General features: G+C 68.8%; 24 protein-coding genes. 8 read left to right on the forward strand and 16 right to left on the reverse strand.

Annotated features, from left to right (window positions below; genetic code table 11):
* Nucleotides 1-22 precede the first annotated feature (22 nt).
* From HQN59_RS16685 to HQN59_RS16715, 7 genes are read left to right on the forward strand one after another with little or no spacing between them, the layout of a single operon-like run.
* Entirely contained in the window at nt 23-1,138 is a 1,116-nt protein-coding gene (locus tag HQN59_RS16685; RefSeq protein ID WP_176070261.1) for a nitronate monooxygenase, read from the forward strand.
* A gap of 23 nt (nt 1,139-1,161) precedes the next feature.
* Nucleotides 1,162-2,313 carry a thiolase family protein gene (locus tag HQN59_RS16690; RefSeq protein WP_176070262.1) on the forward strand — a complete coding sequence of 384 codons (1,152 nt, stop codon included), beginning with the start codon at nt 1,162-1,164 and terminating at the stop codon, nt 2,311-2,313.
* A 2-nt stretch (nt 2,314-2,315) separates the two neighbouring features.
* A complete protein-coding gene (locus HQN59_RS16695) occupies nt 2,316-2,729 on the forward strand; it encodes a Zn-ribbon domain-containing OB-fold protein (RefSeq protein WP_176070263.1) in 414 nt (137 codons plus the stop codon).
* On the forward strand, nt 2,726-3,127 hold the full coding sequence (locus HQN59_RS16700; protein ID WP_176070264.1) for a MaoC family dehydratase: 402 nt from the start codon (nt 2,726-2,728) through the stop codon (nt 3,125-3,127). Before HQN59_RS16695 ends, HQN59_RS16700 begins: the two co-directional genes overlap by 4 nt.
* A gap of 22 nt (nt 3,128-3,149) precedes the next feature.
* Nucleotides 3,150-3,539 carry a MaoC/PaaZ C-terminal domain-containing protein gene (locus HQN59_RS16705; protein WP_176070265.1) on the forward strand — a complete coding sequence of 130 codons (390 nt, stop codon included), beginning with the start codon at nt 3,150-3,152 and terminating at the stop codon, nt 3,537-3,539.
* The gene (locus HQN59_RS16710) at nt 3,536-4,702 is read left to right on the forward strand and encodes a thiolase domain-containing protein (RefSeq protein ID WP_176070266.1); all 1,167 of its coding nucleotides are present in this window, start codon (nt 3,536-3,538) and stop codon (nt 4,700-4,702) included. Before HQN59_RS16705 ends, HQN59_RS16710 begins: the two co-directional genes overlap by 4 nt.
* On the forward strand, nt 4,699-5,097 hold the full coding sequence (locus HQN59_RS16715; protein ID WP_038200800.1) for a Zn-ribbon domain-containing OB-fold protein: 399 nt from the start codon (nt 4,699-4,701) through the stop codon (nt 5,095-5,097). Before HQN59_RS16710 ends, HQN59_RS16715 begins: the two co-directional genes overlap by 4 nt.
* 36 nt (nt 5,098-5,133) lie before the next feature.
* Here HQN59_RS16715 and HQN59_RS16720 read toward each other — a convergent pair whose 3' ends face one another.
* From HQN59_RS16720 to HQN59_RS16770, 11 genes are all read right to left on the reverse strand, one after another.
* Entirely contained in the window at nt 5,134-5,928 is a 795-nt protein-coding gene (locus HQN59_RS16720) for an ABC transporter ATP-binding protein (protein WP_176070267.1), read from the reverse strand.
* A 28-nt stretch (nt 5,929-5,956) separates the two neighbouring features.
* Nucleotides 5,957-7,369 (reverse strand): ABC transporter substrate-binding protein, encoded by a 1,413-nt coding sequence (locus HQN59_RS16725; RefSeq protein WP_342451234.1) that lies wholly within the window; start codon nt 7,367-7,369, stop codon nt 5,957-5,959.
* Nucleotides 7,270-8,514, reverse strand: coding sequence for an ABC transporter substrate-binding protein (locus HQN59_RS16730; RefSeq protein WP_176070268.1), 1,245 nt, complete (start codon nt 8,512-8,514; stop codon nt 7,270-7,272). Before HQN59_RS16730 ends, HQN59_RS16725 begins: the two co-directional genes overlap by 100 nt.
* A gap of 47 nt (nt 8,515-8,561) precedes the next feature.
* Nucleotides 8,562-9,635, reverse strand: coding sequence for a branched-chain amino acid ABC transporter permease (locus HQN59_RS16735; RefSeq protein ID WP_176070269.1), 1,074 nt, complete (start codon nt 9,633-9,635; stop codon nt 8,562-8,564).
* Between the two features lie 5 nt (nt 9,636-9,640).
* Nucleotides 9,641-10,528, reverse strand: coding sequence for a branched-chain amino acid ABC transporter permease (locus tag HQN59_RS16740; RefSeq protein WP_176070270.1), 888 nt, complete (start codon nt 10,526-10,528; stop codon nt 9,641-9,643).
* Nucleotides 10,529-10,530: 2 nt separating this feature from the next.
* Entirely contained in the window at nt 10,531-12,504 is a 1,974-nt protein-coding gene (locus tag HQN59_RS16745) for an AMP-dependent synthetase/ligase (RefSeq protein ID WP_176070271.1), read from the reverse strand.
* On the reverse strand, nt 12,494-13,285 hold the full coding sequence (locus HQN59_RS16750; protein ID WP_176070272.1) for an ABC transporter ATP-binding protein: 792 nt from the start codon (nt 13,283-13,285) through the stop codon (nt 12,494-12,496). The genes HQN59_RS16745 and HQN59_RS16750 overlap by 11 nt, the downstream gene beginning before the upstream one ends.
* A 420-nt stretch (nt 13,286-13,705) precedes the next feature.
* Nucleotides 13,706-14,680 (reverse strand): NAD(P)H-dependent flavin oxidoreductase, encoded by a 975-nt coding sequence (locus HQN59_RS16755; RefSeq protein WP_176070273.1) that lies wholly within the window; start codon nt 14,678-14,680, stop codon nt 13,706-13,708.
* A gap of 54 nt (nt 14,681-14,734) precedes the next feature.
* Nucleotides 14,735-15,892 (reverse strand): acyl-CoA dehydrogenase family protein, encoded by a 1,158-nt coding sequence (locus tag HQN59_RS16760; RefSeq protein WP_176070274.1) that lies wholly within the window; start codon nt 15,890-15,892, stop codon nt 14,735-14,737.
* Nucleotides 15,893-15,944: 52 nt separating this feature from the next.
* Nucleotides 15,945-17,102 (reverse strand): acyl-CoA dehydrogenase family protein, encoded by a 1,158-nt coding sequence (locus tag HQN59_RS16765; RefSeq protein ID WP_176070275.1) that lies wholly within the window; start codon nt 17,100-17,102, stop codon nt 15,945-15,947.
* A 24-nt stretch (nt 17,103-17,126) separates the two neighbouring features.
* Nucleotides 17,127-17,591, reverse strand: coding sequence for a MaoC family dehydratase (locus HQN59_RS16770; protein WP_176070276.1), 465 nt, complete (start codon nt 17,589-17,591; stop codon nt 17,127-17,129).
* Nucleotides 17,592-17,824: 233 nt separating this feature from the next.
* Between HQN59_RS16770 and HQN59_RS16775 the strand changes: the two genes are divergently transcribed.
* A complete protein-coding gene (locus tag HQN59_RS16775; RefSeq protein ID WP_176070277.1) occupies nt 17,825-19,009 on the forward strand; it encodes a CaiB/BaiF CoA transferase family protein in 1,185 nt (394 codons plus the stop codon).
* Between the two features lie 66 nt (nt 19,010-19,075).
* Here HQN59_RS16775 and HQN59_RS16780 read toward each other — a convergent pair whose 3' ends face one another.
* Genes HQN59_RS16780 through HQN59_RS16800 form a run of 5 tightly spaced genes read right to left on the reverse strand, consistent with a single transcriptional unit; the run spans nt 19,076 to nt 24,309 of the window.
* Nucleotides 19,076-20,314 (reverse strand): CaiB/BaiF CoA transferase family protein, encoded by a 1,239-nt coding sequence (locus HQN59_RS16780; RefSeq protein ID WP_176070278.1) that lies wholly within the window; start codon nt 20,312-20,314, stop codon nt 19,076-19,078.
* The gene (locus HQN59_RS16785) at nt 20,311-21,201 is read right to left on the reverse strand and encodes an SDR family oxidoreductase (protein WP_176070279.1); all 891 of its coding nucleotides are present in this window, start codon (nt 21,199-21,201) and stop codon (nt 20,311-20,313) included. Before HQN59_RS16785 ends, HQN59_RS16780 begins: the two co-directional genes overlap by 4 nt.
* Nucleotides 21,198-22,073 carry an SDR family oxidoreductase gene (locus HQN59_RS16790; protein WP_246294979.1) on the reverse strand — a complete coding sequence of 292 codons (876 nt, stop codon included), beginning with the start codon at nt 22,071-22,073 and terminating at the stop codon, nt 21,198-21,200. Before HQN59_RS16790 ends, HQN59_RS16785 begins: the two co-directional genes overlap by 4 nt.
* Before the next feature lie 16 nt (nt 22,074-22,089).
* Nucleotides 22,090-23,763, reverse strand: a complete 1,674-nt coding sequence (locus HQN59_RS16795) for a 4Fe-4S dicluster domain-containing protein (protein ID WP_176070509.1) — start codon at nt 23,761-23,763, stop codon at nt 22,090-22,092.
* 39 nt (nt 23,764-23,802) lie between these two features.
* Nucleotides 23,803-24,309: a MaoC/PaaZ C-terminal domain-containing protein gene (locus HQN59_RS16800; protein ID WP_176070281.1), complete on the reverse strand. Its 507-nt coding sequence runs from the start codon at nt 24,307-24,309 to the stop codon at nt 23,803-23,805.
* Nucleotides 24,310-24,312 lie beyond the last annotated feature (3 nt).

A 24,312-nucleotide genomic window follows, 5' to 3' on the forward strand; every position in this document is an offset into this window, starting at 1 on the left:
GCGGCGCACGATGAGTCGGGCGGTGCTGCACAACGCGTTCTGCGATGCCTGGGGCATCGAGGTGCCGATCTTCCTGGCCGGCATGGGCGTGGGCGGCCGCGCCACGCCGCCGGCGCTGGTGGCCGCGGTGTCGCAGGCCGGGGGCCTCGGCGTGCTCGGCTGCTCGGGCCTGTCGCCGGAGGAAACGCGGCGCCGTATCCGCGCCGTGCGCGCGCTGACCGACAAGCCCTTCGGCGTGGACCTGCTGCTGCCGGCGCGCATCGCCGACGCGCCGCCCACGCGCAGCGCGGTGCGCGACGAGATCCGTGCCCGGTTCCCCCAGCATGCCGCGTTCGTGCAGGAGCTGATCCGCCGCTACGGTCTGCCCGACGTGAAGCCGGCCGACGAGACGGTGGTCAACATCGAGTACGCGAAATCCGTGCTCGAGGTCATCTTCGACGAGCGCGTGCCGGTGTTCGCCGCCGGCCTGGGCGACCCCGATTTCCTGCTCGACCGCGCGCGTGCGCAGGGCATGAAGCTGCTCGGGCTGTCGGGCTCGGTGCGCAACGCGGTGCGGCAGAAGAAGACCGGCGTGGACGCCATCGTCGCGCAGGGCACCGAGGCCGGCGGCCACACCGGTACGGTCGCGTCGCTGCCGCTGATCCCGCAGGTGGTCGATGCGGTGAGCCCGACGCCGGTGCTCGCCGCCGGGGGCATTGCCGACGGGCGCGGCATCGTCGCCGCGCTGGCGCTGGGCGCGCAGGCGGTGTGGATCGGCACCGCCTTCCTCGTCGCCGACGAAGGCGAGCTGTTCGACGCCTGCAAGGACCAGATCGTCGCCTCTGATTCGGAAGCCTTCCGCATCAGCAAGATCTGGACGGGCAAGACCGTACGCGCGTTCCACAGCGAGATCTCGCAGGCCTGGGCCGAGTCGGGCCTGCCGACGCTGGAGACGCCGCACCAGCGCATCCTGATGGAAGACTTCCTCGCCGCGGCGCTGGCCGCCGGGCGGCACGATCTCTTCTACAACATCGCTGGACAGGCGGGCGGGCTCGTCAAGGGGCGGCGGCCCGCGAAGGACATCATGGCCGACCTCGTCGACGGCGCGGTCGAGCAGTTGCGCCGCCTGCAGCGCGACCTCGTCATCAGCCTGCCCTGATCCCGCTTCACCGAAGGAGAACCATGGCCAGCAAAGCCATCGTCAGCGGCGTCTACGACACGCAGGTCGGTTCGCTGCCGGAGAGCACCTGCATGTCGCTGCACGCCGAGGCCAGCCTCGGCGCGCTGGCCGACGCGGGCCTGAAGCTGTCGGACATCGACGGCCTGCTCACAGCGTACTCGTTCGCCTCGCCGCAGCTGATGCTCGGCGGCGTGCTCGCCGAGTACCTGGGTTTCAGGCCCAAGGTCAATGCGTCGATCTGCATGGGCGGCATGACCGGCGGGCTGCTGGTGCGGCATGCCGAATCGCTTGTGCGCTCGGGCCTGTGCCGCCACGTGCTGTGCGTGACCGGCGACAACCGCCTCACCGGCATGGGCGAGAGGGTGCAGGCCGCACTCGCCGACGTGGGCCACGCGCAGTACGAGCAGCCCTACGGCATGAGCGTGCCGGCGGCCTTCGCGATGGCCGCGCAGGTCTACTTCCACGAAGGCTGGCTGAACGGCGACCACCTCGCCGCGGTGGCGGTGAACCAGCGCGCCAACGCGGCGCTGCATCCGCAGTCGCACATGAAGAAGCCGATCACGATGGACGACGTGCGCAGGTCCAAGGTGATTGCGTCGCCGCTGCGCATGCTCGACTGCTGCCCCGTCTCCGACGGCGGCGCGGCGGTGATCGTCAGTGCTTCCGAGACCGGGCGCGACAGGCCCAAGCGTTCCGTCGAGCTGCTCGCCACCGGCGAGGGCCATACGCACGAGCACATCTTCGCCGCGCCGTCGCTGGTGGACTTCGGCTGCCGCGAATCGGTGGGCGAGGCGCTCGGCCACGCCGGACTGAAGCACACCGACATCGACAGTGCGCACATCTACGACTGCTTCACCAGCACGCTGCTGATCCAACTCGAGGCTATGGGTTTCTACGAACGCGGGGCGGCGGGCCCGGCGGCGCTGGCCGGCGAGTTCGCCATCGGCGGCAGGTTCCCGCTCAACACCAACGGCGGGTTGCTGTCGTACGGCTCATCGGGCCCGGCCGGCGGCATGTTCCATGTCGTCGAGGCGGTGCGCCAGCTGCGCGGCGAGTGTGGGCAGCGCCAGGTGAAGGACGCCGAAGTCGCGCTCGCGCACACGCTGGGAGGCATCTTCTCTGGCCACTGCTCGATCCTGCTGGGGAGGGCCTGACGATGGCCGACACGCAAGCCAAGCCGGTGCCGGTGCCCGATGGCATCAGCCGTCCGTACTGGGAAGGCGCCAACCTGGGCGAGTTCCGCTACCAGCGCTGCGGCGCCTGCGGCAAGGCGCAGTCCTATGCGCGCAACGCCTGCGTGCACTGCCACGCCACCGATCTGCAATGGCACAAGGCCGCGGGCGGCGGGCGCATCGCGAGCTTCTCGGTGATCCACCGCGCGCCGCTGGCGGCCTTCGCCGGCGACACGCCCTACGTGCTGGCACTGGTGGACTTGGACGAGGGCTTGCGCTTCATGTGCAACGTGCTGCGCTGCGACCCGGCGCAGGTGTGCATCGGCATGGCGGTGCGCGTGTGCTTCGAGTCGCGCCCCTGCAGCGAGCAGAAGATTCCTCAAGTGGAACCCGCATGAGCGAGAAACCGATCTTCAACTATGCCCACTACGAGCCGGGCAGGCATTACGGCGCGCGCGATTTCGCGGTCGACGAATCGACCGTCGCGAAGTGGCGCAGCGTCTACCCGCACGACGACGATCCGGGCGTGATGCCCGCCGGCATGCTGGCGATGATCGTCATCGACGCGGTGCTGGCGCTGAACTCGCCGCGCCCGCCCGGCGGCGTGCACGGCGGCCAGACCTTCGACATCCGGCGCATGCCGCGCACCGGCGAGACCCTCCACACCGACGTGTGGTGCCTCGACAAGGAGATTAAGAAGGACCGCAAGTGGGTGCGCGTGCGCAGCGAGACGCGCGCGGTCGGATCGAACGAACTGCTGTTCACCGGCGTCATGACGACGCTGGTGGCGCAGTAGACGCAGCAGAGGAGGAGTGCCCGTGCAGGCGAAGCTGACACCATCGACCAAGCACGTCGACTTCGACACCATCCTGAAGTACGCAGCGGTGACGAACGACTACAACCCGATCCACGTCGACAAGGAATTCGCCGCCAAGAGCCCGATGGGCGGCATCATCGCCCACGGCACGATGTCGGTGGCGCTGATCTGGCAGGCGCTGAAGAACACGCTCGGCGTGCAGGCGCTGAACCGCATCCACCTCGAGATCCGCTTCGTGCAGCCGGTGCGCATCGACGACGACGTGACCGGTGGCGGCGAGCTGCGCGCCGGCAGCGAGCCGCCCGCCTACGACGTGTGGGTGCGCAACGCCAAGGGGCAGGACGTCATCAAGGGCACGGCGACGCTCAAGCCCACAGGAGCATCGGCATGAGCCTGAAGAACACCGCCTGCATTGCCGGCGCCTGGGAACACCCGACACGTCGTGCCGATGACAAGTCGGTGGCCCAGCTGCATGCCGAGGTCGCGCGCGGCGCGCTGGCCGATGCCGGGCTGACGCTCAAGGACGTCGATGGCTACTTCTGCGCCGGCGACGCGCCGGGGCTGGGGGCGCTGTCGATGGTGGACTACCTCGGCATGAGCGTTCGGCACGTGGACACCACCGAGACCGGCGGTTCGTCGTACCTGGTGCACGTGGCGCACGCCGCCGCGGCCATCGCCGCCGGGCGCTGCAACGTCGCGCTGATCACGCTGGCCGGCCGGCCCAAGGCCGAGGGCATGGCCACCGGCACCGCGCCGCGCAACTACGGCCCCGCGCCCGACGTGCCCTTTGAGCTGCCCTATGCGCCGACCACGGTCAACATGTACGCGATGGCGGCGATGCGCCACATGCACGAGCACGGCACGACGGGCGAGCAGCTCGCGTGGATCCGCGTCGCCGCCTCGCACCACGCGCAGCACAACCCGCACGCGATGGTGCGCGACGTGGTCACGGTGAAGGACGTGGTCGGCTCGCCGATGATCGCCGACCCGCTGCACCGGCTGGACTGCTGCGTCATCAGCGACGGCGGCGGCGCGCTGGTGGTGGTGCGGCCCGAGATCGCGCGCAGCCTGAAGCGGCCGGTCGTCGACATCATCGGCACCGGCGAGTACCAGCGCGCGCAGAGCGGCGGCAAGGTCGACCTGCTGACCACCGGCGCGGCGTGGACCGGCAAGGCCGCGTTCGCCGAGGCCGGCGTGAAGCCCTCGGACATCCAGTACGCGTCGATCTACGACAGCTTCACGATCACCGTGCTGCTCACGCTGGAGGACCTGGGCTTCTGCGCCAAGGGGCAGGGCGGCCGCTTCGTCAGCGACGGCAACCTGATTGCCGGCACCGGCAAGCTGCCCTTCAACACCGACGGCGGTGGCCTGTGCAACAACCACCCGGGCAACCGCGGCGGCATGACCAAGGTGATCGAGGCCGTGCGGCAGTTGCGCGGCGAGGCCCACCCCAAGGTGCAGGTGCCGAACTGCCGGCTCGCGCTCGCGCACGGCACCGGCGGTTCGCTCGGCACCCGGCACGGCAGTGCCACCCTGATCCTGGAGCGCGCATGAGTCTGAACATCGGCCGGCGCCAGATGCCGGCGCCCACCGTCTACCCCGACGCCAAGCCGTTCTGGGATGCTGCCGCCGAGGGCCGGCTGCTCGTCAAGCGCTGCCGCGACTGCGGCGAGCACCACCACTATCCGCGCGATGGCTGCCCGTTCTGCGGCAGCCTGAACACCGAGTGGCGACAGGCCGGCGGGCAGGGCACGATCTACAGCTTCAGCGTCATGCGCCGTGCCGAGGTGCCCTATGTCGTCGCCTACGTGACGCTCGACGAGGGCCCGTCGATGATGACCAACATCGTCGATGCCGATGCCGACGCGATCCGCATCGGCCAGCGCGTGGCGGTGCGGTTCCAACCGAGCGAGGGTGGGTCGCCGCTGCCGGTGTTCGTGCCGGTGTGACCTTCGTTGGCCGGCAAGGCTCGGACCGCGTTGGATTCAAGCCAGCCAGCGCTTGCGCCGCCGGTAGTGCTTGATGTCCTTGAAGTCGCGGCCCTCGGCCCCGCCGAGGTAGGCCTCGCGGATGTCGGGGTTGTCGCGCAGCACCTCGGCCTTGTCGTGCATGACGACGCGGCCGTTCTCGATCAGGTAGCCGTGCGAAACCACGTCGAGCGCGGCGATCGCGTTCTGCTCGACGAGCAGGATCGACATGCCGTCCTCGCGGTTGATGCGGCGCAGGATGTCGAAGATCTCGGCCACGATCAGCGGCGCCAGGCCGAGGCTGGGCTCGTCGAGCATCAGCAACTTGGGCTGCGTCATCAGCGCGCGGCCGATGGCCAGCATCTGCTGCTCGCCGCCCGAGAGATAGCCGGACTTGGCGGTGCGGCGCTGCTGCAGGCGGGGGAAATAGCTGTACACGCGGTCGCGGTTGCGCTGCATCTCGGCGCGCCCGCCGCGCACCGCCGAGGCGGCGATCAGGTTCTCGTCGGGCGTCAGGTGCTCGAAGACCCGGCGGCCCTCGAGCACCTGCGCGATGCCGAGCTTGACGCGGTCTTGAGGGGCGAGCTTGCCGATGTCCTGGCCCATGAACTGCACGCTGCCGCGCGTGATCTCGCCGCGCTCGGACTTGAGCAGCCCGCTAATGGACTTCAAGGTCGTGCTCTTGCCGGCGCCGTTGGCCCCCAGCAGCGCCACCATCCCGCCCTGCGGCACCTCGATCGAGACGCCCTTGATGGCGAGGAAGACGTGGTCGTAGATGACCTCGATGTTGTTGAGCGTCAGCGCGTGGGTCATCGGAGGCTCGGGCGCGTAGAGGTTGCGATCACTTGTTCGCTTTGGCGAAGTCGGCCGAATTGGCCTTGATGAGCGTGTTCACCAAGCCGGTGTAGTCTGCGAACCAGGGCGTCTGCGGCACCCACTTCGTCCCGTCCCACATGTCGATGCGGGTCTTGCCGCCGCCGCCGTGGTCTTGTGGAGTCACCGTGATCGGCGCCATGAAGCCCTTGGCGTCGAAGTTCTTCAGACCGTACATGCCTTGGCGGATCTTTTCCGCCGTCAGCGGCATGCCCTGCGTCTTGATCGCCAGACGCACACCTTCGAACACCGAGGAATACACGGCCAGGCCGGTGTTGTAGTAGGAATCTGCCACCAGCTTGCGGTCGCCATTGCCCTTGCCCTTGTCGTACAGCTCTCGCAGGATGTCCTGCACCAGAGGGTGTTCGGCGCCGCCGCTCACCACGGCAGAACGCTTCAATCCCTTGGCGGCAGCGGCGCCGAAGTTGTTGATGTCGACCTCGTTGATCCAGTTGCCGGTCACCATGCGGTCGATCGGGATGCCGTTGCGCTGCATCTCGCGGAACGAGATCGGGTTCAGCGGCGAGAAGGACCACAGCACCACCCAGTCGGGCTGGAAGCGACGGATCTGCGCGAAGGCGGCGCTTTGGTCGTTGCCAGGCACCGGGAACGGGAAGGTCTGGAAGTCGTAGCCCTCCAGGCGCTTGAGCGCTTCGAAGACCGGCATCGGCTCTCTGCCGAACGGTGTATCCAGGTAGAGGAACGCGACCTTCTTGCCTTTCAGATTGCCGCCTGCCTGCTTCTTGAAGTAACTGATGATGTTGGCGGCCTGACCCCAGTACGTGGGCGCAAGTACGAAGACGTTCTTGAACACCTCGCCGTCCACCGCGTCGCCGCGCCCCACCAGCGGCTGCACGAGGATATTGCCGTCCTGCATGATGCGCGGCAGCGCGGCGCGCGACACCGGCGTGGAGAAGAAGTCGAAGACCATCACGCCCTCGCGCTTGAGGCGCTCGTAGCAGTCGATGCCGCGCTGGGGTTCGTTGCCGTGGTCCTGCACGATCACCTGGATCGGCCGCCCTTCGAGCCCGCCGCGAAGGTTGAGCAGATCGGCGTAGTCCTTGGCCGCCTGCGCCACCTGCGGCACCGCGGCGACGTAGATCTTGGTGAGGTCGTAGCACAGCCCGAAGCGCACCGGATCGGCGGCCTGTGCTTGTGCGGCCGCCGAGGCGGCTGCGAACAGGGCAGCTGCGAATGTTTGAATCAAGCCGGCGCGCATGGGCGGTCTCCTCGTTGAAGGAGCGGCGCCCGGAAGCCAGGCCGCCGCTGCAGGGTTTGGGTTTACTTGCCAGCTGACTTGGCGAATTCGCCCGAGTGCTGCTTGACGGTGCTCCAGACCAGGTCGGCGTATTCGGCGGACCAGTCGCTCTGCGGGACCCACTTGGTGCCGTCCCACATCTCAATGCGCGTCTTGCCGCCACCGCCATGATCCTTGCCGGTCACGGTCAGGGCGGGTTGCAGCCCGCCGGCGTCGAAGTTGAGAATGCTCTCGAGCCCCTTGCGCATCTTCTCCGCCGTCAGCGGGGCCTTTTCGCTCTTCAGGGCCAGACGGGCACCTTCGAAGATCGTGGCATAGGTCGCCAATCCCAGCCCGTAGTAGATGTCAGACACGAGTTTCCGATCGCCATTGCCTTTGCCCTTGTCGTAGAGCTCCTGGAGGATGGCCTTGATGGTGGGGTGATCGGTGCCACTGACCACCGGCGTGGCGCGCCGGATTCCCTTGGCCGCCTCGGCGCCGATATTGGCGATGTCCACATCGTTCAGCCAGTTCACGCTGACCACCCGGTCCAGCGGGATGCCGTTGCGCTTGGCTTCCTTGGCCGCCACCACGTGCATGGCCGAGAAGGCCCAGTGCACGATCAGGTCGGGCTGGAACCGCCGCAACTGCGACCACGCCGAAGTCTGGTCGTTGCCGGGAAGCGGGTAGGGGAACAGCTGGAGCTCGAACCCTTCCCGCTTCTGCAGTTCCTGCATGACGGGAATGGGCTCCTGGCCGAACGGGTAGTCGATGTACAGGAAGGCGATCTTCTTGCCCTTCAGATTGCCGCCGGACTGCTTCTTGAAGTGACCGACGATGTTGGCCGCCTGGCCCCAGTAGGTCGGGCCCAAGGGGAAGACCCACTTGAAGACTTCGCCGTCAACGGCGTCACCGCGGCCGACCATGGCCTGGATCATGACCTCCCCGTCCTTCATGGCGCGCGGAAGGACGGCACGCGACACCGGTGTGGACAACAGGTCAACCGTCAGTGCCTGGCCTTTCACCCGCTCGTAGCACTCGATGCCGCGCTGCGGCTCGTTGCCGTGGTCCTGCACGATGATCTCGACCGGGGTGCCTTCGATGCCTCCCCGCAGATTGGTCAGCGCCGCGTAGTCTTTGGCAGCTTGGGCGAACTGGGGGGTGACGAAGGTGTAGGCCTTCGTCAGGTCGTAGCACAGCGCGAAGCGGATCGGTTCGGCGGCGAACGAAGCTTGCGCCCCCATCGCGAACGCGGCGGCGCCGATCAGCAGTTTGAGTCGTCGGATCATGGAGACACTCCTCGTCAGGGTTGAGGTTGCGGTGGGATGGGGTTCGCTCAGCGGCGGGCGTAACCGAAAGGCCAGAAGATGAAGTAGTTGCGCAGGTTGCTGTAGATCTTGGCCAGGCCCAGCGGTTCAAACAGGAGAAACCCGATGATCAGCACGCCATAAAGGAACGCGGGGATGTGCGCCAGCAGCTCGATGCCGATCTTCAGGTCGGCGGCCTGGGCGGCGGCAAAGATGAGATTGGCCACGATGCCGGGCAGCAGCAGGATGAAGGCCACGCCGAAGTAGCAGCCGATCACGCTGCCCAAGCCACCCACGATCACCATCGCCAGCACCTGGATCGACACGTTCACGGCGAACTGCTCCGGCGTGACCGCGCGGTAAAAGGTGAAGATCAGGATCGCGCCCGTGACGCCGCCGATGAACGACGACATCGCGAAGGCCACCAGCTTGTAGTAGAAGCTGTTGACGCCGATCACCGCCGCGGCAAAGTCCTTCTCGCGCACGGCCACCAGGGCGCGGCCGAGGCCGGAGCGGCGCAGGTTGAGCATGAAGATGGTGACCAGCACGCACCAGACGAGCGCCACGTAGTAGAGCCCGGCATCCGAGCTCACCTCGATTCCCAGCAGGCGCAGCGGCGGTGCCTGGATGGTGGCCTGGGTGCCGCCGCTGACCGCGGGCACCTTGTTGATCACCCAGTCCATCACGAACTGCAGCGCGAGCGTGCTCAGCGCGAGGTACAGGCCGCGCACCCGCAGTGCGGTGATCGCGAACGCGCTGCCGATGAGTGTGGACACGGAACCCGCCAGCAGCAGCGCGATCTCGAAAGGGATTCCCTTCAGCGTGGCATGCACCGCGGTGTAGGCGCCGATGCCCATGATGGCGGCGTAGCCGAAGTGGAACTGCCCGGCCCAGCCAAGGACCAGGTTCAGGCCCAGCGCAGCGGCCGTCCAGATGAGCCACGGCAGCATGTAGCTCTTCATGTACAGCGGGCTCAGCAGGACCGGCGCAGCGACCGCCAGCACCAGCAGCACGGCGATCTGCCAGCGGTCGAAGGGAATGGGAAACAGCTGCCTGTCGCCGCGGTAGGTGCTGTGGTGGATGCCGGCCTGACGAAAGAACATGGTGATCAGATCCTCTGGATGTCTTCGCGGCCGAACAGGCCGTGGGGGCGGATCAGGATGGTCAGCACGAGCGTGGCGGCCACCACCAGCTCGCGGCTGCCGCCGCCGACGAGGCTGTCGAGGTAGCCCGAGGCGACGCCCTGGAACATGCCCAGCAGCAGGCCCGCGACGATGGTGCCGCCGATGCTGTCCAGGCCGCCCAGCACCGCAACGGTGATGCCCATCAGCAGCAGCAGCGACAGCGACTGGTCCACGCCCTGGATCGAGCCCCACAGCGCGCCGGCCAGCGTGGCCACCACGGCCGACATCGCCCACGACAGCGCCACGCCGCGCTCCACCGAGATGCCCACCGACCACGAGGCGGTGTAGTCGTCGGAGATCGCGCGCAGCACGATGCCCATGCGCGTGCGGAAGAACAGCAGGAAGAAGCCGAACAGGCCGACTGCCACCGCGCCGCCGGCGACGTAGCTGCGGTTGATGAGCACCGGCCCGATGAACAGCGGATCCGACGAAATCGGCAGCGGCAGCGGACGGTTCGTGCCGCCCCAGGCGACGAGCGCCGCGGCGCGCACGAAGATGTCCAGCGCCAGCGTCATCATGAGGATCATGATCAACGGGCGGCCCGCCAGGCGGCGCAGCGCCACGCGCTCGATACCCATGCCGATGCCGAACATGACCAGCATGCCCAAGGGCAACGCCGCCCAGATGGGCATCTTGAGCGTCTCGAACAGCGCCAGCACCACGTAGGCGCCGAACATCGCGAGCGCACCCTGCGCCAGGTTGGGCACCGACGAGGACTTGTAGATCAGCACGATGCCCAGCGCCACCAGCGAATACATCAGCCCGGACAGCGCGCCGTTGATCGCCAGCTCGAGGAAAAAGGGCCAATCCATGTTCAGAGGTCCTTCAGCGCGAGCTCACGCTCGATGACGCCGGTGTCCCCGGTGTCGTAGGTGATCTGCGCCTTCATCCGCACGGAACGGGCGTCGGAATAGAGCGCCTGGATGACGGCCGCGTAGTGCTCGTCGATCACGCTGCGCCGCAGTTTTCGCGTGCGGGTGATCTCGCCATCGTCGGCATCGAACTCCTTGTGCAGGTTGACGAAGCGCCGGATGCGCAAGCCCTCCGGCTGGGCCTGGTTGACGTGCCGGATCACGCCGGCCACGAGTTCGATGACCTCAGGCTTCTGCGACAGGTCGGCATACGAGATGTAGGGAATGCCGCGCACCTCGGCCCAGTGCCCGACCGCTTCGCTGTCGATGCAAACCATCGCACAGAGGTGGTCGCGGCCCGTGCCCAGCACGGCCACGTCGCGAACGTAGGGGCTGAACTTGATGCGGTTCTCGATGTAGCCGGGGATGTAGCGCTCGCCCTTGGCCGTGCGCACGACCTCGGACACGCGGCCCAGCACCACCAGATGCCCGTCCTTTTCGACGTAGCCGGCGTCGCCGGTGTGCAGCCAGCCGTCGACCAGCGTCTTGCTGGTCGCTTCCTCGTTCTGGAAGTAGCCGCTGAAGATGCTGCCCGAGCGCAGCAGGATTTCGCCGTCGTCGGCGATGCGGCAGTCCACGCCGGGCAACGGACGGCCCACGGTGTGCAGGCGCACCTCGTCGGCCGCCTGCACGGAGTTGAAGGCGCTGCTCTCGGTCTGGCCGTAGAGCTGGCGCAGGTTGATGCCAAGCGCACGGTAGAAGAGAAAGGTGTCCTCGCCCATGGCCTCGCCGCCGGTCAGTGCCACGCGCATGCGGCTCAGGCCGAGCTGGTCCTTCACCGGGCCGAACACCATCCACTCGCCCAGGCGCAGCAGCATGCGCTGCGCGGTTGAAGGTGCCTTGCCTTCGAGCTTCAGGCGCTCGGCCGCGATGCCCAGCGCGACGAAGCGATCGAAGACCCGCTTCTTCAGCGGCGTGGAATCTTCCATGCGCACGCGGATGGTCGTCAGCATGTTGTCCCAGCTGCGCGGTGCGGCCAGGTACAGCGTGGGGGCGATCTCGCGCAGGTTGCGCAGCACCGTCTCCGAGCGCTCGGGGATGTTGATGGTGAATCGAAGCGCGACGCCCGCGGCCATGGTCACCGCGAAGTCGCCGATCCAGGCCATCGGCAGGTAGGCGAGGATGGTTTCCTCGAAGCCGAAGACCTGGCCCTTGAAGGCGTTGCTCACCCCGGCCAGGACGTTGCGCTGCTGCAGCACCACCCCCTTGGGCTTGCCGGTGGTGCCCGATGAGTGCACGAACACCGCGGGGCCGTCGGGCCGCGAGCGCTGGATGATCTCGTTGCGCAGGGCCGGCTGCTCGCGCAGCCGCGCGGCCCCGGCGTCGCGCAGCTTCTCCCAGCCGATCAGGCCCTCGACCCGGTAGTTGTTCAGTCCGCGCGGGTCGTCGTAAACCACGTGCGAGAGGCCCGGCGCCTTCTCGCGCAACTCGAGCACCTTGTCGACCTGCTCCTGGTCCTCGGCCAGCGCGAAATGCGCCTGCGCTTCGCTGGCGAAGTGCAGCACCTCGGCGGGCGTGGCATCCGGGTACACCGGCATCGCGTAGCCGCCGAGCGCGCCGGCGGCGAGCATGCCCATGTACAGGCGTGCCCGGTTGTCGCCCAGGACCAGCAGCGAATCGCCGGCCGTGAAGCCCAAGTGCTCGAGCCCTGCCGCCACAGCCAGCACCTCGTCGAGCACCTGGGCCCAGGTGAACTCCTGCCAGATGCCCAGCGCCTTCTCGCGCAGCGCCACCCGCGACCCGTGGGTGCGCGCGTTCAGCGCCAGAAGCCGGGTCAGCGTGGTGTTCGGGTCGAGACCCCACTGGCCGGCCGCGTCAGCGCCGGTGGGCGCCGGAGAGGCCGGGGATGCCGCCAGCGCGCGGTCTTCACGCTGCATGCTGATGGCCCTTTCCGAGATAGGCTTCGACCACGCGCGGGTTGGCCACCACCTCGCGCGGCAGCCCGGTGCCGATGACCTCGCCGTAGTTGAGCGCCATGATGCGGTCGCAGATGCCGGTGACGATGTCCATGTGGTGTTCGATCAGCAGCACCGTGATGCCGCGCTCGTCGCGCGCGTCGAGAACGAATCGCGCCATGTACTCCTTCTCCTCCTGGTTCATGCCGGCCATCGGTTCGTCGAGGATCAGGAAGGTGGGTTCGGCGACCAGCGCGCGCGCCAGCTCGACGCGCTTCTTCAGTCCGATCGACAGCGATTCCACCGGCTCGTCGCGCACGCCCTGCAGTTGGAGGAACTCGATGATCTCCTCGCACACGCGGCGGTGGGCGATTTCCTGCGGCTGCCCCAGCCACCAGTACAGCGCCGTCTTGGCCACGCTGGGCTTCAGGTGCACGTGCCGGCCGAGCAGGATGTTGTCCAGCACCGACATGCCGTTGAACAGCGCCAGGTTCTGGAAGGTGCGCGCGACCTTGCGCTTGGCCACCAGATGCGGCTTCATCGCGGTGATGTCGGCGCCTTCGAGAACGATGCGCCCCTTCTGCGGCGGGTAGAAGCCGGTGATCGCGTTCACCAGCGTGGTCTTGCCGCTGCCATTGGGGCCAACGAGGCCGAAGATCTCGCCGCGATCGATGCGCAGGTCCACGCCGGTGACAGCCACCAGGCCGCCGAAACGACGCTCGAGGCCGCTGCACTCGAGGATGGGCACGGCAGTGGCGTTCATCGGGGCGCCCAAGGTTCGGCGTTGCTGTGATTCGGTTGCATGCGGTACGGTCGGCTGCGGTTTGGGGCGGCTTCGGTGATTCGGGCGGGTCGCGCGCGGAGGCGCCGCTCAGGGTTTCGGGTACAAGACAAACTGGAACGCGTTTCTAACAAGCGTTCGATGAGGCGTCAATGCGGAAAACCCACCCGAGGGTGCCCATGCGCGCCTGACCCACTGATGAGACGCGACCCTGATGCCTCTAAGAGAGCCCCCGCTTGCGGCTGGTGTCGCTCGCACAGGTGGTCGGTCGATGTGGTGCACGCTTACCACAAACCAAACAAACGTTAGACGACGAATGGGCGCCGCGCTGCCGGGCGTCGACCATCGGCGACGTTGCGGACATCCCGTTGCAGACGGTGGTGTGACGTGCCCGGGCGCGTATCACGGTTGTGGCTGTGGCGGCCTGGCCAGCAGGGCCGCCGTCTCGCGCTGCGCCGCGGCGTACTCGGCATCGATGCGCTCGATGAGCTCGGCCACCGGCCGCACCGCGTCGACCCCCGACACGGTGTGCCCCGCGCTCCACACGTCGACCCAGCGCCGAACGTGCGCCGAGCCCTCGGAGCCGAAGACCTGGCGTGCTTCGTCGGGTGAGGGGGTCGGCAGCGCGGCAGGGTCGAGCCCGGCGGCCGCGATGGACTGCCGCAGCATGTTGGTGTCCAGGCCGGTGAAGGCGCGCGTCAGCAACACGTCATCGAGCCGGCTGTCCACCAGCATGCGGCGGTAGGCGTCGCTCGCCAGGCTCTCCGGCGTGGCGATGAAGCGGGTGCCCATCATCCCGAGATCGCAGCCGAGCACGCGCGCCGCCCACAGTGCTGCGCCGTCGTGGATGCCGCCAGCCAGCACCAGCGGCCCGTCATGGATGCCACGCACCGCGCGCACGAAGGACATGCCGTTGACCCAGCCGGTCTGGCCGCCGGCACCCGAGCCCAGCAGCACCAGGCCGGCGGCCAGCGCCTTCTCGGCGTGGAGCAGCGAGGCCACGTCGGCGAAGACGAGGCAGCCGGCGCCGTGCAGCGGCCCCACCACCGCCGCTGGCGAGCCGACGCTGACGATCACCATCGCCACCCGGTGGTGCACCAGGACGCGCCGGTCCTCGGCAATGGCGTCGGGGTCGCGCCGCATGATGAGGTTGGGGCAGGGCGGGGCGGTCGGCCGCTCCACGCGGTCGCGGTCGGCAGCGATGCGTGCCAGCCACGCGTCCAGCTCCTGGGGCGAACGCGCGTTGACGGTGGGGAAGGCGGCGATCACGCCGGCACAGCAGGCCGCCGACACCAGATCCACACCCGAGACGCGCAGCATCGGCGCGGCGATCAGCGGCAGGCGCAGGCGCTGCGCCAGCGTGGCAGGCAGGGTCATGAACGGCCTTCGGTCAGCCCGGCATGCATGCCGCCCCGGCCGCGCCGTACTACGCTACAGACCGAGCCCACGGGCGATGATGTCGCGCTGCACTTCCATCGCGCCGCCGCCGATCTCGAACAGCTTGGCGTCCTGGAAGTGCATCGGCATGCCCGAGTCCACCGTGTAGCCGTAGCCGCCCAGCAGGTGCAGACCGGTGGTGGCGCAGTGCATGTAGCACTCGGCGCCGGCCACCTTGGCGAACGAGGCCTCGTTGTGGCAGGCGCCCGTCTTCTCCAGCACGCTGCCGCCGCGGTAGACGAGCAGCCGCGCTGCCTCCACGCGCAGTTGCATATCGACGATCTTGTGCCGCACGGACTGCAGCTTGGACAACGGCTTGCCGAACTGCACGCGCTGCTTCAGGTAGGCGCTGACCTCGTCGATGATGGCCTGCGAGGCGCCCACACCGATGGCGCCGTGGTACAGGCGCTCGTTGTCCAGCCCCCCCAGCACACACTGCCAGCCCTTGTTGACCTGGCCGATCACCGCATCGGGCGGCAGCACCAGTTCGTCGAAGTGCGCGGCGAAGGTCGGCACCGGGCCGAGGCCCATGGTCTCGATGCGCGTCAGCTTGATGGCCGGGTCGCTGCCGGGGTCGGGGATCAGGAAGGTGGTGATGCCTTCCTGCTTGACCGCCTGCGGGTCGGTGCGCGCAGCCAGGATCAGGAAGCCGGCCGACTTCACCTGCGAGCAGTACAGCTTCTCGCCGTTGATCACCCAGTGCCCGTCGTCGCGGCGCACGGCGGTGGTGCGCAGCGACGCGGCGTCGCTGCCCGAGCCGGGCTCGGTGAGGCCGAGCGCCATGAACACCTCGCCGCGCATCACGCGCGGCAGCACGAGGTCCTTCTGCGCCTGGGTGCCGAAGCGGGCGACCAGCGGGGCCAGGATCACCGCCGCACGGCCCCAGGCGGTGGTGATGGCCGACGACGCCCGGGCGAACTGCTCGACGAAGGCCAGCATGCCCATCGGATCGGGCTTCTCCAGGCCGCTGTAGGCCTCGGGCAGCAGGAAGCCGTAGTAGCCGAGCGCGCCGAGCTTCATGAACAGCTCCTGCGGCGGCTCGACCTTGTCGCGTGCCCATTGCAGCACCTTGTGGCGCGGCATCTCCTTCTCGACGAAACGGCGCGTCGTCTCGGCGATGGCGCGCTGCTCGGGGCTCGGGTCGAAGTCCATGTCGGGGGTTCTCCAGGGGGTCGAGGGAAAGTTGGGTGTCAGTGGGAGTCGATCAGTCGCACGGCAGTCCGAGCTGCTTGGCGATCACGCGCAGCTGGATCTCGTAGGAGCCCACCGTGACCGGTGCGACGAGCGCGTCCAGCGCCATGCGCATCGCCGGCAGCTCCTCGGTGATGCCCCAGCCGCCGCCGATGTGCAGCGCGTCCTGCGTCACGCGGTAGACCGCCTGCGTGACGAACAGCTTGGCCGAGGAGACGTCGAGGATGATGTCCTTCACCGGCGCGCCGCTGTCCCAGCGCGCGGCGGCATGGTAGGTGAGGTGGCGCGAGGCCTCCACGTCGACATGGCCCTGCGCCAGCTTGAAGGCGATGCTCTGGTTGGCGCCGATCGGCTTACCGAACTGCTGGCGTACCTTGGCGTAGTCCATCGCCCAGGCCAGCGCGGTCTGCATGTGGCCGAGCCAGCGCGCGGCCACCATCACGCGCTCGCGGTTGAAGCCTTCCATGATCGCGCCGAAACCGGCCGTCAGCCGCCGCGACTCGGGCACGCGTACCTCGTTGAGCATCACGCGGTAGGTCGGCACCGGGCGGTTGGCGTAGGTCTTGATCTGCGAGGTTTCGAGCCCCGGCGTGTTGCGGTCTACGGCGAAGAAGTGCATGCCGTGGCGGCCCTTGGCCGGGTCGGTGCGTGCCAGCACGGCCATCGTGTCGCAGTCGCCGCCCAGCGTGATGAAGGACTTGATGCCGTCGAGCACCCAGTCGTCGCCGTCGCGCCGCGCGGTGGTCTTGAGGTTCTGCACGTCGCTGCCCGCCTCGGGCTCGGTGACCGCCAGCGCGAGCAGGCGCTCGCCGGCAATGTTCTCGCGCACCATGGCGTGATGCAGCGCGTGGCCATGCTCGGCCAGCAGCGAGCCGGCCACGCCCTGGATCAGCGCGACGATCGCGAGGTTGGGGTTGGCCTTGGCCTGCTCCTCGATCGAGATCGCCTCCTCGGTGACGCCGAGGTCGGCGCCGCCAAGAGACTCGGGGATGTGCAGGCCGATCAGGCCGGCCTTCGCCGCGGCGACGTAGAACTCGCGCGGGAACTTCGCCTCGCGGTCGGCCTGCTGCCAGCGCGGCTTGATCTCGCGCTCGGCGAACTTGCGGGCCATGTCGCGGAAGGCATCGCGATCGACGCTGTTGGCAGGGGTGCGGCGGTCGGTGTTGCTCATTCGATGCGAGGAGGCAGAGGTGGTTCAGGCCGGGCTGGCCGAGGGCGCGCGGGCAACGAGCACGCTGGCGGTGCCGCGCTGCGCGAGCGAGCCGTCGGCAGCAAGCACGCGGAACTCCAGTTCCACCGAACCGGCGCTGCTGCGCTTGGCGGCGCTCACATCGAGCACCGCGCACTCGACGGCGACGTGGTCACCGACGAACACGGGCGCGTAGAAGCGCCAGCCACCCACGCCCAGCAGCACCTGGAGCCCGTCGCCGAAAACGCCGCCGAGCATCGCCAGCAGTTTGGCGACGACCAGCGGGCCATGGGCGATGAGGCGGCCGTAGCGGGTGGTCTTGGCGTACTCGGCGTCGACGTGGATCGGATGGCGGGCATCGAGCAGTTCGGCGTAGCCCGCGACGAGCTCGGCGCTGCAGTCGAAGGCCGGCAGATCGAGGCGCATGCCGGGGCGGACAGCGTCGAGCCAGAGGGCATGGGTGGCGCGCATCGCTCACTCCTGATGGAAACGACGCCGCGGCGTGGCGCAGGGCGGCGAGGCGCGGCGCTGCCGGTCACGCCCAAGCGAGGCCGGGCGGTATAGCGATTTGATCGAACGGTTGACCGTTAGGTGAGCCATTGGCGGTATGCTAGACCAATTTCGGACTTTGAACCGCCATGGCAGAACCGGGGACGTGCCTCGTCGCTGCGGCTGTGATCTCACTGGCACAGGAGGACGCTTCGATGGGCAAGGGACCGCTGGCCGGCATGAAGGTGGTGGAGTTTGCGGGCATCGGCCCAGGGCCGATGTGCGGCATGCTGCTGGCCGACCTCGGCGCCGAGGTGCTGCGCTTGGACCGCATGGTGGCCAGCGGGCTGGGCATCGAACGCGCGCCGCAGTTCGACCTGCTCAACCGCGGCAAGCGCACGGTGTCGCTGGACCTCAAGGCCGCGGAGGGCATCGCCTTTGCGCGCCGCGTCGTGGCCGCCAGCGATGCGCTGATCGAGGGCTTCCGGCCCGGCACCATGGAGCGCCTGGGACTGGGGCCCGACGTCTGCCGGGCCGGGCATCCGAAGCTCGTCTACGGCCGCGTCACCGGCTTCGGCCAGAAGGGTCCGCTGGCCCAAGCTGCCGGGCATGACCTGAACTACATCGCGCTGTCAGGCGCCTTGCATGCCATTGGCCGCGAGGGCGCGGCGCCGACGCCGCCGCTGAACCTGGTGGGCGATTTCGGTGGCGGCGGGCTGCTGCTGGCCTACGGCATGCTGGCCGCGCTGTGGCGGGTGCAGCGCGGCGGCGAGGGCCAGGTGGTCGACGCCGCGATGGTCGACGGCGCAGCGATGCTGATGACCTCGATGTTCGGCCTGTTCGGCGCCGGCGCCCACATGGCCGAACGCGGCAACAACTTGCTCGACTCCGGCGCGCCGCACTACGAGGTCTACCGCTGCGCCGACGGCGCGTTCGTGAGCGTGGCGCCGATCGAGGCCAAGTTCCGCAGCGTGCTGTTCGAGCGGCTGGGTCTGCCCGCCGACGCGATGGACTTCAACGATGTGTCGCGCTGGCCCGAGAACAAGGCGCGGCTGGCGGCGATCTTTGCCACGCGCACGCGCGCGCAGTGGTGCGAGCTGCTGGAGGGCAGCGACGCCTGCTTCGCGCCGGTGCTGGCGCCGCAGGAGGCGCACCTGCACGCGCACAACCGCGAGCGCGACACCTTCGTCGAGATTGCAGGCGTGCGCCAGCCGGCGCCTGCGCCGCGCTTCGAAGGAACGCCCGCGGCGCTGCCGAGGCCGCCGCACGCCGACGACGCGGCGGCCTTCGAGCAGCTGCGCCGCTGGGGCATCGACGCGGGCGAGATCGAGGCGCTGCAACGCAGCGGACTGCTGCGCGAAGGCGGGCCGCCGCAAGCGGCAAAGACGTGCTCCGGGTGACGTATCTGCCCCACCCGTGTTGAGGCGGGCCTGAAGTACGCGGACCCCAGGGCGATCGCGGTACGCTTATCTCGCTGGCGCCACAGACTCCCGTGCCGCGCCGGCCGCCAGCAGCCGCTCGATCTCTTCGGTCGTGTAGCCCGCCTCGGCCAGCACCTCGCGCGTGTTCTCGCCCAGCAGCGGCGCATGCCGGCGCACCGCAGGTGGCGTGTCGGACCACGACCCCGGCACGTTCATCTGCCGGATGCGGCCCTCGCTCGGGTGCTCGATCCACTCGAACATCCCCACGTCGGCCAGGTGCGGGTCGCCCAACAGGCTGTCGGGTGTGTGCATCGGCGCCACAGGGATGTCGGCTCGGGCCAGCGCCTCCATCCACTCGGCCGTGGTGCGCGTCGCGATCACCTCGGCCACGAAGGCGTAGAGCGCGTCGACGTTGCGCGTTCGGTCGGACATGCGCAGGAAGCGCGGATCCTCCAGCATGTCGGGGCGGCCGAGCATCTCGCAGAAGCTCTTCCAGTGGCGGTCGATGTAGATCAGCACGCAGATGTGGCCGTCCTTCGTGCGCAGCGGCCGGCGGTCCTTCGCCAGCAGCCGCACGTAGCCGGCGTCGGCCAGCGGAGGGTCGAAGGTCTTGCCGAACATGTGGTCGGAGAGCACGAACTGCGTCATGGTCTCGAACATCGGCACTTCGATGGCCTGGCCGCGGCCGGTCTTCTCGCGTGCGTAGAGCGCGGCGATCACGCTGTAGACGGCGGTCAGGCCGGTCGTGCGGTCGCACAGGTTGGTGGGCAGGTAGCGCGGCTCGCCGGTGACGCGGCCCACCAGCGACGGCAGCGCCACCGAGCCCTGGATCAGGTCGTCGAGCGCCGGCTTGCCGGCATAGCGCCCGCCTTCGCCGAAGCCGTAGCAGCCGCAGTAGATGACGCGCGGGTTCAGGCGCGCCACCTCGTCGTAGCTCAGCCCCAGGCGCGCCATCGAGGCCGGCCGCAGGTTGAACAGGAGCACGTCGGCGCCCTCGATCAGCCGCTGCAACGCGGCCAGCGCGTCGGGGTGGCGCAGGTCGAGCGCGACGCTGCGCTTGTTGCGGTTGAGCGCCAGGTACATCGGCCCCATGCCCTTGCTGCGGCTGGGCCCGATGTGGCGCACCGTGTCGCCTTCGGGCGACTCGACCTTGATCACGTCGGCGCCGAAGTCGGCCAGGATCTGCGAGGCGAAAGGCCCCATCACGACGCCTGTGAGGTCGACGATGCGCACGCCGGCAAGCGGCCCCGCGGGCTGCGGGTGGGAAGGGTCTCGTGGGGTCATGCAGCGGGCGGCCGGGGCGGCCGGAAGTGGTCGGGCATGCCGGCGGGCCAGAACTCGCCCCACAGCACCATGCCGCCGTCGATGTTGATGGTTTCGCCCGTGATGTACTTGCCCGAGGGTGCGGTGAGGTAGACCACCGCTTCGGCCACGTCCTGCACGTCGCCGGCGCGCTTCATGGGGTTGGTGCGGAAGAGCCCGCCGACGTGCTCTTCCTTGTAGTTGTTGAAGCCGTTGCTCTCGATGGCACCGGCGCCGATGCAGTTGACGCGGATGTCGTGCTCGGCCCACTCCACCGCCAGTGTCTTCGACAGCGCGATCACGCCGGCCCGCGAGGCGGCGGTGTGCGCCATGCCGGGCAGGCCGCGGTCCACGGCCGCTGCGATGGTGACGATGTTGCCGCCGCGCTTGCCGTCCCGCACCCAGCGCTTGGCAGCGGCCTGCATCATGTACCAGGTGCCGTTGAGGTTGGTGTCGATGACCGCGTTCCAGCCCTTGTCGGTGAAGTCCATCGCGTGCGCCGCGAACTGGCCGCCGGCGTTGTTGACCAGCACGTCCAGGCCGCCGATGCGCTGCCACACGGCTTCGAACAGCGCTTCGACCTGCTCGGGGTCGCGGATGCTCATCGGGAAGGCCAGGACCTCGCGGCCGCCGCCGAGCGTGCGCAACTGCTCGGCGCAGCGCTCCAGCGCATCGGCCCTGCGGCCGCAGATGGCCAGCGTGGCTCCGAGGCGGGCATACAGGAAGGCGATGGCCTTGCCGATGCCGCTGCCGGCGCCGGACACGAGCACCACCTTGCCGGCGAAGAGATCGTCGCGGTAGACCGTGGGCAACTTGGCCAGCGCGCGGTCGCCTGGGCCGAAGCGGGGTTGCTCTTCGGCGGCAGTCATGCCGTCTCCTCCGCGCTGAAGTAGGCCGGCTTGGGGATGGTCCACAGCTCGCCCCAGAGGATGCCGCCACCATCGACGTTGAGCAGCTCGCCGTTGACGAATTCGCCGCTCGGGCCCGTGAGGTAGACCACCGCGTTGGCGATGTCCTGCACGTTGCCGTGGCGCAGCATCGGGTTGCCGCGCGAGAACTTGGCGCGCGCCTCGGGCGAGTAGGCCGCGAAGCCACTGCTCTCGATGACGCCGGGCGCCACGCAGTTGACGCGGATGCCGTAGGGCGCCCACTCCACCGCCACCGTCTTGGACAGGTAGGTGACGGCGGCGCGCGCCGCGCAGCTGTGCGCCACACCAGGAAAGCCGCGCTGGAAGGTGAGCACGATGTTGACGATGCTGCCGGGCTGGCCTGCGTCGCGCCAGCGCCTGGCGGCCTCGTGCATCATGAACCAGGTGCCGTTGAGGTTGTTGTCGACCACCGCCTTCCAGCCCTTGGGGCTGATGTCCAGCGCGGCCTTCGGAAACTGGCCGCCGGCGTTGTTGACCTGCACGTCCAGGCGGCCGAAGCGCTGGTAGGTGGCGTCGAACAGCGCTGCGATGGCCTCGGTGTGGCGGATGTCGGTGGGCTGCACCAGCACGTCGGGGCTGCCCAGCCGGCGCAGCCAGGGTTCGCAGGCCTCGAGCTTGGCGCGGTCGCGGCCGCAGATGACGAGCCGTGCGCCCAGCCGCGCGTAGAGGAAGGCGATGGCCTTGCCGATGCCGCTGCCGGCGCCGGAGACCATCACGACCTGGCCGTCGCAGAGGCCGGGCTGGTAGACGAGCGGCAGTGCGGCCAGCGCAGCGTCGTCGAATCCGAACGATGGGGCTTCTTCCTGAGTCAAGGCTTCATCCTCGTCGTCACATGCCGGCATAGACCGGGCCGCCGCCGCCCTCGGGCGTGACCCAGACGATGTTCTGCGTCGGGTCCTTGATGTCGCAGGTCTTGCAGTGCACGCAGTTCTGCGCGTTGATCTGCAGCCGCGGCGGGCCGTCGGCCTCTTCGACGAACTCGTACACCCCGGCCGGGCAGTAGCGCGTCTCGGGCCCCGCGAAGCGCTTCAGGTTCATCCCCACGGGCACCGAGGCGTCTTTCAGCGTCAGGTGCGCGGGCTGGTTCTCTTCGTGGTTGGTGTTGCTCAGGAACACCGAGCCCAGGCGATCGAAGCTGATCACGCCGTCGGGCTTGGGGTAGGCGATCGGTGCGGCCTGGTCGGCCGGCAGCAGCGTTTCGTGGTCGCGTTGGGTCGCGTGCAGCGTCCACGGCGGGCTGGTGATGCCGAGCTTGGGCAGCAGCCACTGCTCGATGCCCGTCATCAGCTGCCCCGTGAGCTTGCCCTTCTTGAACCACAGCTTGAAGTTGCGCGTCTGCTTCAGCTCGTCGTGCAGCCAGCTGGCAGCGAAGGCTTCGGGGTAGGCGCTCAACTCGTCGCGTTGTCGCCCCGCGGCGAGCGCCGGGGCCAGGGCCTCGGCGCACAGCATGCCGCTCTTGATGGCGGCGTGGCTGCCCTTGATGCGCGCCGCATTCAGGTAGCCGGCATCGCAGCCCACCAGCGCGCCGCCCGGGAACACCGTCTTGGGCAGCGCCTGCGGCGTGCCGTTGTTGATGGCGCGCGCACCGTAGGCCAGGCGCTTGCCGCCTTCGATGTGGGCGCGGATCGCCGGATGGGTCTTCCAGCGCTGCATCTCCTCGAACGGGCTCAGGTGCGGGTTGCGGTAATCGAGCCCGATCACGAAGCCCAGCGTCACCTTGCTGTCCGACAGGTGGTACAGGAATCCACCGCCGAAGGTGTCGTCGGTCATCGGCCAGCCGGCGGTGTGCAGCACGCGGCCGGGCTGGGCCCGCTGCGGATCGATTTCCCACAGCTCCTTGATGCCGATGGCGAAGCTCTGCGGGTCGCGACCCTCGTCGAGGCGGTAGCGCGCGATGAGCTGCTTGCCCAGGTGCCCGCGCGCGCCCTCGGCGAACACCGTGTACTTGCCCACCAGTTCCATGCCGAGCTGGAACGCATCACCGGGCTCGCCGCTCTTGCCGATGCCCATGTTGCCGGTGGCCACGCCGCGCACCGCGCCCTGCTCGTCGTGGAGCACCTCGGCGGCAGCGAAGCCCGGGAAGATCTCCACGCCCAGGGCCTCGGCCTGCTGGGCCAGCCAGCGCACCACGTTGCCGAGCGAGACCACGTAGCAGCCGTGGTTGTGCAGGTTGCGCGGCACCAGCCAGTCGGGCGTGCGCCGGCTCCCGGTGGGCGACAGGAACAGCACGTCGTCGCCGGTCACCGGCTGCAGCAACGGGGCGTCGCGCGCCTTCCAGTCAGGCAGCAGCTCGGTGATGGCGCGCGGGTCCATCACCGCACCGGACAGGATGTGCGCGCCGGGCTCCGAGCCCTTCTCGATGACGACGACCGATGCCTCGGGTTGTAGCTGCTTGAGACGGATTGCCGCGGCCAGCCCGGCCGGGCCGGCGCCGACCACGACGACGTCGTATTCCATGGCCTCGCGCGGGCCGTAACGCTCGATGAGTTCCTGTGTGTTCACTGGCATGGCCCGCGCACGCCGCTGCGCGCGCGCTTTCGTTCAGCTTGTGGATGGGGGGACGGGCGGCGCACGGTCTGGCGCCATGCCGCGCCGGTAGACCAGCAGCGCGCGCTTGAAGGTGCAAACGACCACGCCGTCCTGGTTGAAGCCTTCGGTCGCGACCGTCACCACGCCCACGTTCGGGCGCGATTTCGATGCGCGCTTGTCGATCACCGTGGAGCGTGCATAGATCGTGTCGCCCTCGAACACCGGGTTCGGCAGGCGCACCTCGTCCCAGCCAAGATTGGCGAAGACGTTGTACGAGACGTCGATGACCGACTGGCCGGTGACCAGGGCCAACGTGAAGCAGGAGTTCACCAGCGGCTTGCCGAACTCGGTCTTGGCGGCGTAGTGCGCGTCGAAGTGGACGTTGGCCACGTTCTGCGTCAGCAGCGTGAACCAGATGTTGTCGTGCTGGGTGACGGTGCGGCCCAGCGGATGGCGGTATTCGTCGCCGACCTCGAAGTCCTCGAAGAAGCGCCCCTGCCAACCCGGCTTCACACTCACCGC

The sequence above is a fragment of the Rhizobacter koreensis genome (assembly GCF_013366375.1).
Lineage (GTDB): Bacteria > Pseudomonadota > Gammaproteobacteria > Burkholderiales > Burkholderiaceae_C > Schlegelella_A > Schlegelella_A koreensis.

Bases quoted from the DNA above. Each gene is read 5' to 3' on its own strand.
- HQN59_RS16690 (WP_176070262.1), top strand. From the start codon at position 1,162: ATGGCCAGCAAAGCCATCGTCAGCGGCGTCTACGACACGCAGGTCGGT.
- HQN59_RS16695 (WP_176070263.1), top strand. From the start codon at position 2,316: ATGGCCGACACGCAAGCCAAGCCGGTGCCGGTGCCCGATGGCATCAGC.
- HQN59_RS16700 (WP_176070264.1), top strand. From the start codon at position 2,726: ATGAGCGAGAAACCGATCTTCAACTATGCCCACTACGAGCCGGGCAGG.
- HQN59_RS16710 (WP_176070266.1), top strand. From the start codon at position 3,536: ATGAGCCTGAAGAACACCGCCTGCATTGCCGGCGCCTGGGAACACCCG.
- HQN59_RS16715 (WP_038200800.1), top strand. From the start codon at position 4,699: ATGAGTCTGAACATCGGCCGGCGCCAGATGCCGGCGCCCACCGTCTAC.
- HQN59_RS16720 (WP_176070267.1), bottom strand. From the start codon at position 5,928: ATGACCCACGCGCTGACGCTCAACAACATCGAGGTCATCTACGACCAC.
- HQN59_RS16730 (WP_176070268.1), bottom strand. From the start codon at position 8,514: ATGATCCGACGACTCAAACTGCTGATCGGCGCCGCCGCGTTCGCGATG.
- HQN59_RS16735 (WP_176070269.1), bottom strand. From the start codon at position 9,635: ATGTTCTTTCGTCAGGCCGGCATCCACCACAGCACCTACCGCGGCGAC.
- HQN59_RS16740 (WP_176070270.1), bottom strand. From the start codon at position 10,528: ATGGATTGGCCCTTTTTCCTCGAGCTGGCGATCAACGGCGCGCTGTCC.
- HQN59_RS16745 (WP_176070271.1), bottom strand. From the start codon at position 12,504: ATGCAGCGTGAAGACCGCGCGCTGGCGGCATCCCCGGCCTCTCCGGCG.
- HQN59_RS16750 (WP_176070272.1), bottom strand. From the start codon at position 13,285: ATGAACGCCACTGCCGTGCCCATCCTCGAGTGCAGCGGCCTCGAGCGT.
- HQN59_RS16755 (WP_176070273.1), bottom strand. From the start codon at position 14,680: ATGACCCTGCCTGCCACGCTGGCGCAGCGCCTGCGCCTGCCGCTGATC.
- HQN59_RS16760 (WP_176070274.1), bottom strand. From the start codon at position 15,892: ATGGACTTCGACCCGAGCCCCGAGCAGCGCGCCATCGCCGAGACGACG.
- HQN59_RS16765 (WP_176070275.1), bottom strand. From the start codon at position 17,102: ATGAGCAACACCGACCGCCGCACCCCTGCCAACAGCGTCGATCGCGAT.
- HQN59_RS16770 (WP_176070276.1), bottom strand. From the start codon at position 17,591: ATGCGCGCCACCCATGCCCTCTGGCTCGACGCTGTCCGCCCCGGCATG.
- HQN59_RS16775 (WP_176070277.1), top strand. From the start codon at position 17,825: ATGGGCAAGGGACCGCTGGCCGGCATGAAGGTGGTGGAGTTTGCGGGC.
- HQN59_RS16780 (WP_176070278.1), bottom strand. From the start codon at position 20,314: ATGACCCCACGAGACCCTTCCCACCCGCAGCCCGCGGGGCCGCTTGCC.
- HQN59_RS16785 (WP_176070279.1), bottom strand. From the start codon at position 21,201: ATGACTGCCGCCGAAGAGCAACCCCGCTTCGGCCCAGGCGACCGCGCG.